The organism is Streptomyces sp. NPDC049040 (genome assembly GCF_043197715.1).
GTDB lineage: Bacteria > Actinomycetota > Actinomycetes > Streptomycetales > Streptomycetaceae > Actinacidiphila.
Window position 1 is genome coordinate 23897 of the sequence record NZ_JBICTO010000013.1, and the last position, 13801, is coordinate 37697.

The following is a 13801-nucleotide window of genomic DNA, read 5'->3' on the forward strand; positions in this document are numbered from 1 at the left end:
CCGGTGCACCGGGCTCACCTGATCAGGTGAAACGCTCGGTCATCTGCCCACATCGCGCAACTGCGGCCCGGCGTGGCACGTCACTCAGAGTGCATCATTCGTGACTCAAGTGACGGTATGGGGTGGGGACCATGGACACGGTCATCGTGCAGCTTCCCGAGGCGCGCGGGCTGCGGCATGCCGAGCGGCCGGGCCGGCCGCGGCTGCTCAGGCTGGGGCCGGGGGAGACCGCCGACTTCGGCCGCGGCACCCCGGGGCGCCCGATGCCGATCCCGCTCACCGACCCCGGGGTGTCCCGGTGCGCCGGGCAGATCACCGCGGCCGAGGACTACTGGCGGCTGTCCAACTACAGCCGTACCGCCACCTACGTGGTGGAGAACCTGGAGGGCGCCGGCGAGCACATCAAGGTGGCGCCGGGGCGGCTCGGCGCACCCGTGCCCTTCGAGTTCGCCCGGGTCGTGCTCCCCTCGGAGGGTGCCGGGGCCGGCTTCAAGGTCTTCGCGCCGCAGCACGCCTACCGCGACGACCCCGGCGGCGGCCCGGCCGGCGGGGAGCACACCGTCATGCCCTTCGCCCTCGACCCGACCGCGAAATACTTCCTCGTCCTGCTCGCCCTGTGCGAGCCGAGGCTGCGCAACGCCTCGACCGGCGCCGTCCCCCGGGTCGGCGACGTCCTGGACCGGCTGCGCCCGCTGGAGAGCTGCCGCGACCTGACCCGGTCCGCCGTCAACTACCACATCGACTACCTCGCCTCGGCCAAACTGCGGCTGCGCGACGAGACCGCGGACCAGGACACGGACACCCTCGCCGGCGGCAAGCGCGCGGAGCTGGTGGCCTTCGCCCTGCGCTTCGACCTGGTCAGGGAGGAGCACCTGGCGCTGCTGCCGCCGCGGCTGCCCACCCGGTCGCCGTCCGCCGCCCGGCAGCCCGCCGGGGCGGGCTGACCCGTGCCCGAGCGCGAGCGCACAGCGGAGGGCGCCAAGGGTCGCAGGCCGCCGGTCGACGTGCCGGACGGCTACCGGGTCGGCGACTGGACCGTCACCGGGCTGATCGGGTCGGGCAGTTGGGGCAGCGTCTACACCGCCGACGGCGCGGACGGCACCCCGGCCGCGGTGAAATTCCTCGGCACCTCGCTGCTGAGCCCCGGCCAGCAGGCCGCGATGGCGGACCTCGTCGGCCGGGAGGTGCGCTTCAGCCTGGCCGCACACCACCCGCATCTGATCCGTACGGTCGAGGCGCTGACCGTCCGCGACAGCGCCCACCCCGGCCTCGACGGCTGCACCGCCCTGGTCATGGACCGCGCCGAACGCAGCGTCCAGGACGTCCTCGACACGGTCGCCGCCGGCCGACCGCCCGCCCGGGCCGAGCGGATCCTGCGCGGTGCCGCCGCCGGGCTGGCGCATCTGCACCGCCAGGGCTGGGTGCACGGCGACCTCAAGCCCGCCAACATCCTGCTGGGCCCGCGGGGCGAGGTGTGGCTCGCGGACTTCGGCCTCACCGCGGAGCTGGACGGCACCCACGCCTACGTCCCGCCGATGGGCACCCTCGACCACCTGCCACCGGAATGGTGGTCGGCCCGCACCGGCAGCCAGGGCACCGCCGTCCGCCCCACCGCCGACATCTGGGCCTACGGGGTGCTCGCCCACGAGGTGCTGTGCGGCGGGCTGCACCCCTTCCCCGGTGCCACCGCCCGCGCCCGGGCGCTCGCCGCCCAGTCCTACGCCCGCGGCGCCGCCCCGCTGCGGCTCGACTCCTCCCTTCCCGACGACTGGCGCCGGCTCATCACCGACTGCCTGGCCCCCGACCACGCCGCCCGCGCCGGGCTGACCGCCGACCTGCTCGCCGAACGCGTCGCGGCACTCACCCCCACCGGCGCAGGAGGCCTCGGGGACGCCCTGGCCCAGGACGCCCTGGCCCAGGCCAGCGGCCCCCAGGGCGGCGCGATCCCGGCGGGCGGCGCCCCGGTGCGCAGGGTCCGGCGCCGGGTCCTGTCGTGGGCAGCCCTGGCCGGGGTGCTGCTCGCGACAGGCGCGGGCCTGCTGCTGACGGACGGAGGGCGCCCGGCCCGCCCGGCGGCAGGGACGGGCGCGCCGCCCGCGGTCACGGCCACCCCGCTCGGCGACACGCTCCCCGCCCACTCCGACATCCCGGCCGCCCTGCGCCCGTCCATCGACCAGGCCGCCCGGCTGTGCGCGCAGCCCGAGGTGTCACCCGCCCTGGTCGCCGCGATGCTCAAGGCGGAGAGCGGCTTCGACGTCGAAGCCCGCCGCCCGGCCACCGACGAGTACGGCGTCGCCATGTGGACCCCGAGGGTCTTCAAGGCCTGGGCGGTCGACGGAGACCTGAACGGCACCAAGGACTACATGTCGCCGCCGGACGCCATCGCCACCATGGGCGTCTACCTCTGCTGGGTCGACCAGCAGCTGAAGCAGGACGGCATGCGCGGCGATCTCCCCTCGTGGATCGCCGCCGCCTACCGCACCAGCGTCCGCACCGTCGTCGACGCCGGGGGTGTACCGGCCCGTGTCCGGCCCTATGTCGACGAGGTCCGCCGCAATCTGGCCGGCTACACGGGCCGCCCGACGGCTACGGCCGGTCCAGGGTGATGGAGTTGACCGGGGTGAGGTCGGCGCGCACTCCGTGCTGCGCGGCCATGTCGTAGTTGCAGTCGGTGCCGTTGTAGCCGAGGCAGAGCCGGGCGTGGGCGCCGCCGGTCTGGTTGTTGAGCACCCAGTGCCAGCCGACCTGGTTGCTCAGGTTGTGGGCGCCGTAGCTCCAGTAGACGGCGGTCGGTGTCACGGCGTCCGCGTCCTGCGCGTAGACGCACACCGCGCCGGACGGGCAGCCGTCCCACGAGTCGCCTGCCGCCTGCGCGTTGGTGATGCCCGCCGTGGTCGCGACGCCCGCCGCGAACGCCAGTGCCGTGACCATCCTGGTGATCTTCCGCATGGTTCTTTCCCTCCGTGAGGGCCGGCGGTGCTGCCGGCCACCAGAAACGTAACCGGCGGCGACTACGCTCCGCTCCTGACGGATGACAGGGTGTGTGGGGGTGTGATCGGCGGGTCACTGCTGGTAGGCCGCGGCGAGCGCGCGGGCCGTGGCCCCGAGGCGGTCCCGCAGTTCCCGCGGCGCCAGCACCTCCGCCTCCGCGCCGAGCGACAGGAAGAACGAGTGCGCCTGATCCGGCGACTCGGTCGGCAGCGTCGCGCGCGTCCAGCCGTCGGGCTCGGCGCTGCCGGTCGCCTCCAGCGCCCGCGCGGCGGGTCCGGTCAGCCGCGCCGCGGCGGCAGGGGAGAGCCGCACCACCGCCTCACCGCGGTGCAGCCGGGCGTGGAAGTCCTCCTGGTATCGCCGCCAGTGGTCGGCCAGGTCGAAGCCGGCCGGCACCTCGAAGCGCTCGTCGCCCACGGCCAGCCGCAGGATCTGGTCGACGCGGTAGGTGCGCGGCCCGGGACCCGCCACCGCGTACCAGCGGCCCGCCTTGAGCACCAGGCCGTAGGGTTCGAGCCGCCGGTCGACGTCCGTCGGCTCCTTCCAGCGCCGGTAGCGCACGTGGAGGACCCTGCCGTGCCACACCGCGTCGGCGACCTGCGGCAGATACGGCACCTCGGCGTCCGCGGCGTACCAGCCGGGCGCGTCCAGGTGGAAGCGGGTGCGCATCCGGTCGGCCTGCTCGCGCAGTTCCGGCGGCAGCGCGGCCCGCAGCTTGAGCTGGGCGGCCGCAAGCGCGGGACCGAGCCCCAGCTCGGCGGCGGGTCCCGGCGCGCCTGACAGGAAAAGCGCCTCGGCCTCGCCGGCGTTCAGCCCGGTCAGCCGGGTGCGGTAGCCGGCGAGCAGCCGGTAGCCCCCGCTGTGCCCGGCGTCGCCGTACAGCGGCACGCCGGCCGCGTGCAGCGACTCCACGTCCCGGTAGACGGTCCGCGGCGACACCTCGAGCTCCGCCGCGAGTTCGGCGGCGGTCATCCGGCCGCGGGTCTGCAGCAGCAGCAGGATCGACAGCAGGCGGCTCGACTTCACTGACACAAGGTGTCAGTGAAGTCGCCGTACGGTCCAGTCATGGCTTTCCGCGAGAAGTTCCTCACGGTGCCGCCGCCGATCGAGGTCGCGGGCCGGCACGTCAAGCGCTATCACGTCACCGCGGACCCGGACGGCATCGCGCCCGACGTCGAGAAGGCGGCGTACGCGATCCTGCCGGACCTGCTGCCGGAAGCCGACGGCACACCGGGCGCGGCCTTCGTCGTCCTCCACAGGGGAGGGGACGACGGGGCGTATCTCAACGCCTACACCTGGGCGTGGGACAACGCGCTGCACTTCGCGGGAGCCACGGCGGGGCAGCCCTTCCTGGGCTGCCCCGACCGGGACCCGACGCATTTCGTACCGCTCGAGTCGCGGCTGATCGGCTGCGTCTGGGAGCTGCCGCCGATCCTGCACGAGCGCGACGCCTGGGTCAGGCACGTCCTCACCCCCGATCGCCCGGACCTGGCCGGCTGGCTCCACGACTCGCTGCCCGCGGGCAGCACGGAGGACCGCACATGAACGACTTCGACTTCCTCACCGGCACCTGGGACGTCGCCAACCACCGGCGCACCGACTTCCTCGACCCGGACAGCGCCTGGGAGGAATTCCCCGGTGTCAGCACCGCCACCCGGCACTTCGACGGCGGCGCGAACTTCGACGAGATCGCCTTCCCCACCAAGGGCACGGCAGGGCTGACGCTGCGGCTGTACGACCCGTCCCGCGACGAGTGGTCCCTTTACTGGTCGAGCAGCAGCACCGGCCGGATCTTCCCGCCGGTGACCGGCCGCTTCACCGGCGGCGAGGGGGTCTTCCACGGCGACGACACCCACGACGGCAAGGACGTCAGGGTGCGCTTCGTGTGGTCCGGCATCACGGGGGAGGCCGCCCGCTGGGAGCAGGCCTTCTCGGTGGACGGCGGCGACACCTGGCTGACCAACTGGGTCATGGAGCTGACCCGCCGATGACGCCCGTGCCCCTGACTGGCATCATCGCCCCTTTGACCGAGCGTCAGCTGACGCGATGTGAACCCAGGGGGACCCTTTGCCGTACGCCCGGACGTCCGCGGCCTGCCTCGCCACCGTGACCGCCGCAGTCGCGGTGGTCGCGCTCACCGGCTGCGGCGGCGGCTCGCACGACAAGAAGACCGGCGTCACCAGGATGCTCCCCAGCCTGACGGGGGACACCCTGGACGCGGCGAGGACGGCCGCGTCGGGGGCGGGCTTCAGGAATGTCAGCGTGACCGACGCGACGGGTGCGAAGCGCTCGGCCTCGTCGGCCGCGGACTGGAAGGTCTGCTTCCAGAATCCCGCGTCCGGCGAGGCCGACACCGGCATATCCGTGCGCCTGTCCGTGGCGAAGGTCGCGGAGAGCTGTCCCGCCAAGGACGGCGGCGGGTCGACGGCGACCACGACGCGCCGGGCCACCCACCGCCCGGTCGCGACCCGTCACGCGTCGTCGCCGCGCAGGAGCCGCACCCGGCGCCACTGACGCCACCGCCCCGCCGGGCGGTTCACCAGCCGCGTGCGCGCCATTCGGCGAGGTGCGGCCGCTCGGCGCCGAGGGTGGTGTCGTCGCCGTGGCCCGGGTAGACCCAGGTCTCGTCCGGGAGCCGGTCGAAGAGCTTCGCGGTGACGCCGTCCAGCAGCGAGGTGAAGGCGGCCGGGTCGTCGTGGGTGTTCCCGACGCCACCGGGGAAGAGGCAGTCGCCGGTGAAGACGTGCGGGTGGCCGTGCGGGTCGTCGTAGACCAGCGCGATGCTGCCCGGGGTGTGTCCGACCAGGTGGCGGGCGGTGAGGGTGATCCGGCCGACGCCGATGGTGCCGCCGTCGTCGAGGGGCACGTCGGTGGTGACCGGGATGCCCGACGCGTCGTCGCGGCCCGCGTACGTGCGGGCACCGGTCGCGTCGACCACGGCGCGCAGCGCCTGCCAGTGGTCGCCGTGCTGGTGGGTGGTGACCACCGAGGCCAGCCCGTCGGAGCCGACGAGGTCCAGCAGGGTGGCCGGTTCCTCCGCGGCGTCGATGAGCAGCTGCTCGCCGGTGGCCCGGCAGCGCAGCAGATACGCGTTGTTGTTCATCGGGCCGACCGCGACCTTGCTGATGATCAAGTCGCTGAGTTCGTGCACGTCGGGGGCCCCGCCCACCGTTACCTGTCCGCTGTACGCCATGGCGTCAGCCTAGCGGCGGCAGCACCGGCAGCGGGTGTCCCGCGGGGCTGACGTCGAGCCCTTCGCCCCGGCCGCGGCCGCAGACCCAGGCGAGCAGGGCGCGGGCGGGCCCTGAGACGGTCAGCTCGGGCTCCGCCGCGGCGCCCAGATCCCAGGAGGTGCCGGAGCCGGTGTCGTGCAGCCGGACGGGGGCCACGCCCTCGTGGGCGGTTAGGCCGTCGACGGCCCAGGCCAGCTGGCGGTCGGCGAAGCCGGCCGGCAGGTCGTCGGCGGTGTGGCCGGTGCCGAGGTCGATGTGGTGCAGCCGCACCTCGACCAGCCGCCGCCAGGGGACCTCGGCCGCGGCGATCACCCGCCCGGAGCGCATGGCGACCTGGCTCGCCCAGGCGGCGGGCGGCATGGCGGCGACGGCCGCGGCGAAACGGTCCGCGGACTCCCGCAGGTCGTCGGCCTGCTCGGCGGGCGGCCTGCCGGCGCCCGCCTCGATCTCGCGGTCGCGGGTGGCCGCGTCCGGGTACATCGGGGTCTCCTCGCCGGTCTCCGCCCAGGTCAGCAGATTGCCCAGGGCGTCGGCATTGCGGGCGAGGTGGGTCAGCACATGGCCCCGGGTCCAGCCGGGCAGCAGGGAGGGGCCCGCCAGGTCCTCGGCGGACAGTTTGGCCACGGCTTCGAGCAGCTGCTCCGTCGCCTCCGCCAGGTCTGCCGCATCGCGGTCGGGGTCGGGTCGTTGGACGGTCACAGGCGCTCCCGGTGGGTTCGGCGGGCTTACGGCATCAGGTTTCCGTATGCCCTGCGGCACGCACCGCGATGCGCACCACACGATCGGGTGAACGTGGCAGCCGTATCCGGTAAATCGAATGCGCGTGCTATATGGTCCTTGTGTCGCAACCACCGCGACAGGAAGAAAACCCGAGCGCACCCCGTTTAGGCTGACTGGGGGGTGTGGTCTCTCCCCCCGTTTCTAGGAAAGGTGCGCACTGGCGTGGCCGATCGACTCATCGTCCGTGGCGCTCGCGAGCACAACCTGAAGAACGTCTCGCTGGAGCTCCCCAGGGACTCGCTCATCGTGTTCACCGGTCTGTCCGGTTCCGGCAAGTCCTCGCTGGCTTTCGACACGATCTTCGCCGAGGGCCAGCGCCGCTACGTCGAGTCGCTGTCGTCCTACGCGCGGCAGTTCCTCGGCCAGATGGACAAGCCGGACGTGGACTTCATCGAGGGTCTGTCGCCGGCCGTGTCGATCGACCAGAAATCCACCTCGCGCAACCCGCGGTCGACCGTCGGCACCATCACCGAGGTCTACGACTACCTGCGGCTGCTCTTCGCCAGGATCGGCAAGCCGCACTGCCCCGAGTGCGGCCGCCCGATCACCCGGCAGTCGCCGCAGGCCATCGTGGACCGCGTGCTGGAGCTGGAGGAGGGCAGCCGCTTCCAGGTGCTCTCGCCGCTGGCGCGCGAGCGCAAGGGCGAGTTCGTCGACCTCTTCGCCGATCTCCAGACCAAGGGGTACAGCAGGGCGAGGGTCGACGGCGCGACGATCCAGCTCACCGACCCGCCGAAGCTGAAGAAGCAGGAGAAGCACACCATCGAGGTGGTCGTCGACCGCCTCACCGTGAAGGACTCCGCCAAGCGCCGGCTCACCGACTCGGTGGAGACCGCGCTCGGCCTGTCCGGCGGCATGGTCATCCTCGACTTCGTCGACCTGCCGGAGGACGACCCGCAGCGCGAGCGGATGTTCTCCGAGCACCTGTACTGCCCGTACGACGACCTGTCCTTCGAGGAGCTCGAACCGCGTTCGTTCTCCTTCAACTCGCCCTTCGGCGCCTGCCCCGACTGCACGGGCATCGGCTCCCGGATGGAGGTCGACCCGGAGCTGATCGTCCCCGACGACCAGAAGACGCTGAAGGAGGGCGCGATCGCGCCCTGGACCGGCGGCATGTCGAAGGGGTATTTCGAGCGGCTGGTCGACGGCCTGGCCACCGAGCTGGGCTTCCGCACCGACATCCCGTTCGCCGGGCTGCCCGCCCGGGCCAAGAAGGCGCTGCTCTACGGCCACAAGTCCGAGGTCAGGGTCGCCTACAAGAACCGCTACGGCCGTGACCGCGTGTACAACGCGCAGTTCGAGGGCGCGGTGCCCTTTGTCAAGCGCCGGCACCAGGACTCGGAGAGCGACTCCAGCCGGGAGCGCTTCGAGGGCTATATGCGGGAGGTGCCCTGCCCCACCTGTGAGGGCAGCAGGCTCAAGCCGATCGTGCTGGCCGTCACCGTGCAGGACCGGTCGATCGCCGACGTCGCCGCGATGTCGATCAGCGACTGCGCCGAGTTCCTGGGCGCGATGAAGCTGGACGCCAGGGACCGCAAGATCGCCGAGCGGGTGCTCAAGGAGGTCAACGAGCGGCTGAGGTTCCTGGTCGACGTCGGCCTCGACTACCTCTCGCTCAACCGGGCGGCGGGCACCCTCTCCGGCGGCGAGGCCCAGCGGATCCGGCTGGCGACCCAGATCGGCTCCGGCCTGGTCGGCGTGCTCTACGTGCTGGACGAGCCGTCCATCGGCCTGCACCAGCGCGACAACCACCGGCTGATCGAGACCCTGGTCCGGCTGCGCGACCTGGGCAACACGCTGATCGTGGTGGAGCACGACGAGGACACCATCAAGACCGCCGACTGGGTGGTGGACATCGGCCCAGGCGCCGGTGAGCACGGCGGCAAGGTCGTGCACTCCGGTTCACTCAAGGAGCTGCTGGTCAACGAGGAGTCGCTGACCGGGCAGTATCTGGCCGGCAAGCGGGCCATCCCGACGCCGGACGTGCGCCGCCCGATCGACCGCAAGCGGCAGCTGACCGTGCACGGTGCCCGCGAGCACAATCTGCAGGACATCGACGTGTCCTTCCCGCTGGGCGTCCTCACCGCGGTCACGGGCGTGTCGGGCTCCGGCAAGTCCACCCTGGTCAACGACATCCTCTATACCCACCTGGCCCGCGAGCTGAACGGCGCGCGCAGCGTGCCCGGCCGGCACACCCGGGTGGAGGGCGACGACCTGGTGGACAAGGTCGTGCACGTCGACCAGTCGCCGATCGGCCGCACCCCGCGGTCCAACCCGGCGACGTACACCGGGGTGTTCGACCATGTGCGGCGGCTGTTCGCCGAGACGATGGAGGCCAAGGTCCGCGGCTACCTGCCCGGCCGCTTCTCCTTCAACGTCAAGGGCGGCCGCTGCGAGAACTGCGCGGGCGACGGCACGATCAAGATCGAGATGAACTTCCTGCCGGACGTGTACGTGCCGTGCGAGGTCTGCCACGGAGCGCGCTACAACCGGGAGACCCTGGAGGTGCACTACAAGGGCAAGTCCATCGCCGAGGTGCTGGACATGCCCATCGAGGAGGCGCTGGACTTCTTCGAGGCGGTGCCCACCATCGCCCGCCACCTGCGCACCCTGCACGAGGTCGGCCTGGGGTACGTACGGCTCGGACAGTCCGCGCCGACGCTGTCCGGCGGTGAGGCGCAGCGCGTCAAGCTCGCCTCCGAGCTGCAGAAGCGCTCCACCGGGCGGACCGTGTACGTGCTGGACGAGCCGACCACGGGGCTGCACTTCGAGGACATCAGCAAGCTGATCAAGGTGCTGTCGGGACTGGTCGACAAGGGCAACTCGGTGATCGTCATCGAGCACAACCTGGACGTCATCAAGACCGCCGACTGGGTCGTCGACATGGGCCCCGAGGGCGGCAGCGGCGGCGGTCTCGTGGTCGCCGAGGGCACCCCCGAGCAGATCGCGGGCGTCCCGGCCAGCCACACCGGCAAGTTCCTGCGCGACGTCCTGGCGGCCGAGCGGATCAGCGACGCGGCCGTGCCCGCGCCGAGGAAGCGCGCGGCGGCCAAGAAGACCGCGGCGCCGAAGAAGGCGGCCGCGCCCCGGAAGAAGGCCGCCAAAGCGTAAGCACAGGCAGGGGACGTAAGGTACGGGTCGCACGGGATCGTGCGCACCCGTACCACCTGGAGCACGTATGACCAGCGAACTGCCCGCCTGCCGCCGTACCGTCCTGCGGGGCGCGGCACTGGCCGGGGCCGCCGGAATCGGACTGACCGCGTGCGGCGGCAAGAACGGCTCGGCCGCCGGGCCCGCCAAGGCGGTGGAGCTGGGCGCGGCGAGCGAGGTGCCGGTCGGCGGCGCCAAGCTCTACCGCGAGGACAAGGTCGTGGTGTCGCAGCCGCAGCAGGGCGCCTTCAAGGCGTTCAGCGCGGTGTGCACCCACCAGGGCTGCGTGGTCGACTCGGTGGAGGGCACGACCGTCTCCTGCCCCTGCCACGGAAGCCAGTTCGACGCCGAGACCGGAGCCGTCGTCCAGGGCCCGGCGACCAAGGCGCTGCCCGCCGTCCACGTCACGGTGGCGGGCGGCAAGATCACCGCGGGACCCGCGAGCTGACCCGTCGGCCGGCCGGACCCCTGACCCCGGACTCCGGGGTTCCGGGAGCCCGAGCCTGACCCCGGTTTGTCGCATCCCGCCAGTAGGGTGGGAGGCATGGCAGACCCCAGCAGCTACCGACCGAAGCCGGGCCAGATCCCCGACTCTCCCGGGGTCTACAAATTCCGGGACGAGCACGGCCGGGTGATCTATGTCGGCAAGGCCAAGAGCCTGCGCCAGCGGCTGTCCTCGTACTTCCAGGACATCACCAACCTGCACCAGCGCACCGCGACCATGGTCACGACCGCCGCCGCGGTGGAGTGGACGGTGGTCTCCACCGAGGTCGAGGCGCTCCAGTTGGAGTACTCCTGGATCAAGGAGTTCGACCCGCGGTTCAACGTCAAATACCGCGACGACAAGAGCTATCCGTCGCTCGCCGTCACGATGAACGAGGAATTCCCGCGGGTCCAGGTGATGCGCGGCCCCAAGCGCAGGGGCGTCCGCTACTTCGGCCCCTACGCCCACGCCTGGGCGATCCGCGAGACCGTCGACCTGCTGCTGCGGGTCTTCCCGGTTCGCACCTGCTCCGCCGGGGTGTTCAAGCGCTCCGCCCAGATCGGCCGGCCCTGCCTGCTCGGCTACATCGGCAAGTGCTCGGCGCCCTGCGTGGGCCGGATCAGCGAGGCCGACCACCGTGAACTGGCCGAGGAGTTCTGCGACTTCATGGCCGGCCACACCGGCACCTATCTGCGCAGGCTCGAACAGCGCATGAAGGACGCCGCCTCCGAGATGGAGTACGAGCAGGCGGCGAGGCTGCGCGACGATCTGGAGGCGCTGCGCCGCGCCATGGAGAAGAACGCGGTGGTGCTCGCCGACGCCACCGACGCCGACCTGATCGCCGTCGCCGAGGACGAACTCGAAGCGGCCGTGCAGATCTTCCACGTCCGCGGCGGCCGGGTCCGCGGCCAGCGCGGCTGGGTCACCGACAGGGTCGAGGCGGTCGACACCGCGGGCCTGGTCGAGCACGCGATCCAGCAGCTCTACGGCGACGAGCAGGGCGACGCGGCGCAGTCCGGCGGCAGCGGCGGCGTGCCCAAGGAGGTGCTGGTCCCGGCGCTGCCCAGCCCCGCGGAGCCGCTCGCCCTGTGGCTGTCGGACCGGCGCGGCTCCCAGGTCAGCCTGCGGGTGCCGCAGCGCGGCGACAAGAAGGACCTGATGGCCACCGTGCAGCGCAACGCGCAGCAGGCGCTGGCCCTGCACAAGACCCGGCGGGCCTCCGACCTCACCACCCGCTCCCGGGCGCTGGAGGAGATCGCCACCGCACTCGACCTGGACACCGCGCCGCTGCGGATCGAGTGCTACGACATCAGCCACCTGCAGGGCGACGACGTGGTCGCGTCGATGGTGGTCTTCGAGGACGGGCTGGCCCGCAAGAGCGAATACCGCCGCTTCCAGATCAAGTCCTTCGCGGGGCAGGACGACGTCCGCTCCATGCACGAGGTGATCTCCCGCCGCTTCCGGCGCTATCTGCTGGAGAAGCAGAAGACCGGCGAGTGGGAGCCGGACCAGCAGCGGACCGCCGCAGAGCCGGGGAACGGCGTCCACGACCAGGCCCCGGAAGGCGCCCGGCACGACGCCCGGCACGACACCGAGGACGGCTCGCCGCACGGGGCGGACGAGGCCGCGGGCGAGCCGGTCGGCGGCCCGATCGATCCGGACACCGGCCGCCCCCGCAAGTTCGCCTACCCGCCGCAGCTCGTCGTCGTCGACGGCGGGCAGCCGCAGGTCGCCGCCGCCCGCCGGGCGCTCGACGAGCTGGGCATAGCCGACGTCTTCGTCTGTGGCCTGGCCAAGCGGCTGGAAGAGGTCTGGGTGCCGGGCGACGACGACCCGGTGATCCTGCCGCGCAGCAGCGAGGGCCTGTATCTGCTCCAGCGGGTCCGCGACGAGGCCCACCGCTTCGCCATCGGCTACCAGCGCAGCAAGCGCTCCAAGTCGATGAAGTCCGGCGCGCTCGACGCGGTGCCGGGCCTCGGCGAGACCCGCAGGCAGGCACTGCTCAAGCACTTCGGTTCGCTCAAGCGGCTGCGTGCGGCGACGGTCGAGGAGATCTGCGAGGTCCAGGGGATCGGCCGCCGTACGGCGGAGACGGTCGCCGCGGCCCTGGCGTCCGCGGCCCCTGCCGCTCCCGCGGTGAACACCGCGACCGGAGAGATCATCGAAGAGGACGACCGTACGGCCGCCGGCACCGCGCAGGCGGCGGCCGGCCCACAGCATCGGGGGAAGAGCACATGAGCGAGCAGGACGAACAGGACAGTACGCATATGACCAGCGGCGGAGCGGGCGAGGCCGGACAGGCCATCCCCGAACTGGTGATCATCTCAGGGATGTCGGGAGCGGGCCGCAGCACGGCGGCGAAGTGCCTGGAGGACCTGGGCTGGTTCGTCGTCGACAACATGCCGCCCGCGCTGATCCCGACCATGGTGGACCTCGGCGCCCGTTCCCAGGGCAATGTGGCGCGTATCGCGGTCGTGGTGGACGTGCGCGGCCGGCAGTTCTTCGACAACCTCAGGGAGTCCCTGGCGGACCTGGCGACCAAGCACGTCAAGCGCCGGGTGATCTTCCTCGAAGCCTCCGACGAGGCGCTGGTGCGCCGCTTCGAGTCGGTGCGCCGCCCGCACCCGCTGCAGGGCCAGGGGCGCATCGTGGACGGCATCGTGGCCGAGCGCGACCTGCTGCGCGAGCTGCGCGGCGACGCCGACCTGGTGGTCGACACGTCGAGTCTGAACGTGCACGAGCTGCGCGCCAAGCTCGATGCGCAGTTCGCCGGCGAGGAGGAGCAGGAACTCCGGGCCACCGTGATGTCGTTCGGATTCAAGTACGGGCTGCCGGTCGACGCCGACCTGGTGGTGGACTGCCGCTTCCTGCCGAATCCGCACTGGGTACCGGAGCTGCGCCCCTTCACCGGGCTCAACGACGAGGTGGCCACGTACGTGTTCAACCAGCCCGGCGCCAAGGAGTTCCTCGACCGGTACGCCGAGCTGCTGCACATCATCGCCGCCGGCTACCGGCGCGAGGGCAAGCGGTACGTGACGATCGCGGTCGGCTGTACCGGCGGCAAGCACCGCAGCGTGGCGATGTCGGAACGGCTGGCCGCGCGGCTGGCGGCGGACGGAGTGGAGACGGTGACGGTGCACAGGGACATGGGGCGCGAGTGATC

13 protein-coding genes are annotated in these 13801 nt (G+C 72.2%); 9 read left to right on the plus strand and 4 right to left on the minus strand.

The genetic code is table 11. The features are described from left to right. The first annotated feature begins 131 nt into the window (after positions 1-131). Together ACGFMP_RS27110 and ACGFMP_RS27115 are read left to right on the plus strand one after the other, a co-directional pair. Complete coding sequence (locus ACGFMP_RS27110) at positions 132-944, plus strand: serine/threonine protein kinase (RefSeq protein WP_393675620.1); 813 nt, start codon at positions 132-134, stop codon at positions 942-944. Between the two features lie 3 nt (positions 945-947). Further along, positions 948-2606, plus strand: coding sequence for a protein kinase (locus tag ACGFMP_RS27115; protein WP_393675621.1), 1659 nt, complete (start codon positions 948-950; stop codon positions 2604-2606). Here the strand turns inward: ACGFMP_RS27115 and ACGFMP_RS27120 are convergent. Beyond that, positions 2587-2949: a hypothetical protein gene (locus ACGFMP_RS27120; protein WP_393675622.1), complete on the minus strand. Its 363-nt coding sequence runs from the start codon at positions 2947-2949 to the stop codon at positions 2587-2589. The two genes, ACGFMP_RS27115 and ACGFMP_RS27120, sit on opposite strands and share 20 nt — an antisense overlap. Before the next feature lie 114 nt (positions 2950-3063). Beyond that, the gene (locus ACGFMP_RS27125; protein ID WP_393675623.1) at positions 3064-4017 is read right to left on the minus strand and encodes a helix-turn-helix transcriptional regulator; all 954 of its coding nucleotides are present in this window, start codon (positions 4015-4017) and stop codon (positions 3064-3066) included. Positions 4018-4056: 39 nt separating this feature from the next. Between ACGFMP_RS27125 and ACGFMP_RS27130 the strand changes: the two genes are divergently transcribed. The 3 genes from ACGFMP_RS27130 to ACGFMP_RS27140 all read left to right on the plus strand — a co-directional run bounded on the left by ACGFMP_RS27130 (position 4057) and on the right by ACGFMP_RS27140 (position 5505). After that, positions 4057-4536, plus strand: coding sequence for a hypothetical protein (locus tag ACGFMP_RS27130; protein WP_393675624.1), 480 nt, complete (start codon positions 4057-4059; stop codon positions 4534-4536). Then, positions 4533-4982, plus strand: a complete 450-nt coding sequence (locus tag ACGFMP_RS27135; RefSeq protein WP_393675625.1) for a hypothetical protein — start codon at positions 4533-4535, stop codon at positions 4980-4982. Before ACGFMP_RS27130 ends, ACGFMP_RS27135 begins: the two co-directional genes overlap by 4 nt. A gap of 115 nt (positions 4983-5097) precedes the next feature. Then, positions 5098-5505, plus strand: a complete 408-nt coding sequence (locus tag ACGFMP_RS27140; protein WP_393675626.1) for a PASTA domain-containing protein — start codon at positions 5098-5100, stop codon at positions 5503-5505. A 22-nt stretch (positions 5506-5527) separates the two neighbouring features. Here the strand turns inward: ACGFMP_RS27140 and ACGFMP_RS27145 are convergent, their stop codons facing one another. Both ACGFMP_RS27145 and ACGFMP_RS27150 read right to left on the minus strand, forming a co-directional pair. Next, positions 5528-6184: an MBL fold metallo-hydrolase gene (locus ACGFMP_RS27145; RefSeq protein ID WP_393675627.1), complete on the minus strand. Its 657-nt coding sequence runs from the start codon at positions 6182-6184 to the stop codon at positions 5528-5530. A 4-nt stretch (positions 6185-6188) separates the two neighbouring features. Next, complete coding sequence (locus tag ACGFMP_RS27150; RefSeq protein ID WP_393675628.1) at positions 6189-6923, minus strand: maleylpyruvate isomerase family mycothiol-dependent enzyme; 735 nt, start codon at positions 6921-6923, stop codon at positions 6189-6191. A 231-nt stretch (positions 6924-7154) separates the two neighbouring features. On the opposite strand from ACGFMP_RS27150, the gene uvrA reads away from it, so the two are divergent. From uvrA to rapZ, 4 genes are all read left to right on the plus strand, one after another. Next, entirely contained in the window at positions 7155-10115 is a 2961-nt protein-coding gene (gene uvrA / locus ACGFMP_RS27155; RefSeq protein WP_393675629.1) for an excinuclease ABC subunit UvrA, read from the plus strand. 67 nt (positions 10116-10182) lie between these two features. After that, positions 10183-10602, plus strand: coding sequence for a Rieske (2Fe-2S) protein (locus tag ACGFMP_RS27160; RefSeq protein WP_393675630.1), 420 nt, complete (start codon positions 10183-10185; stop codon positions 10600-10602). Positions 10603-10698: 96 nt separating this feature from the next. After that, a complete protein-coding gene (gene uvrC, locus ACGFMP_RS27165; protein ID WP_393675631.1) occupies positions 10699-12876 on the plus strand; it encodes an excinuclease ABC subunit UvrC in 2178 nt (725 codons plus the stop codon). Then, positions 12873-13799, plus strand: a complete 927-nt coding sequence (gene rapZ / locus ACGFMP_RS27170; RefSeq protein ID WP_393675632.1) for an RNase adapter RapZ — start codon at positions 12873-12875, stop codon at positions 13797-13799. Before uvrC ends, rapZ begins: the two co-directional genes overlap by 4 nt. Positions 13800-13801: the final 2 nt, after the last annotated feature.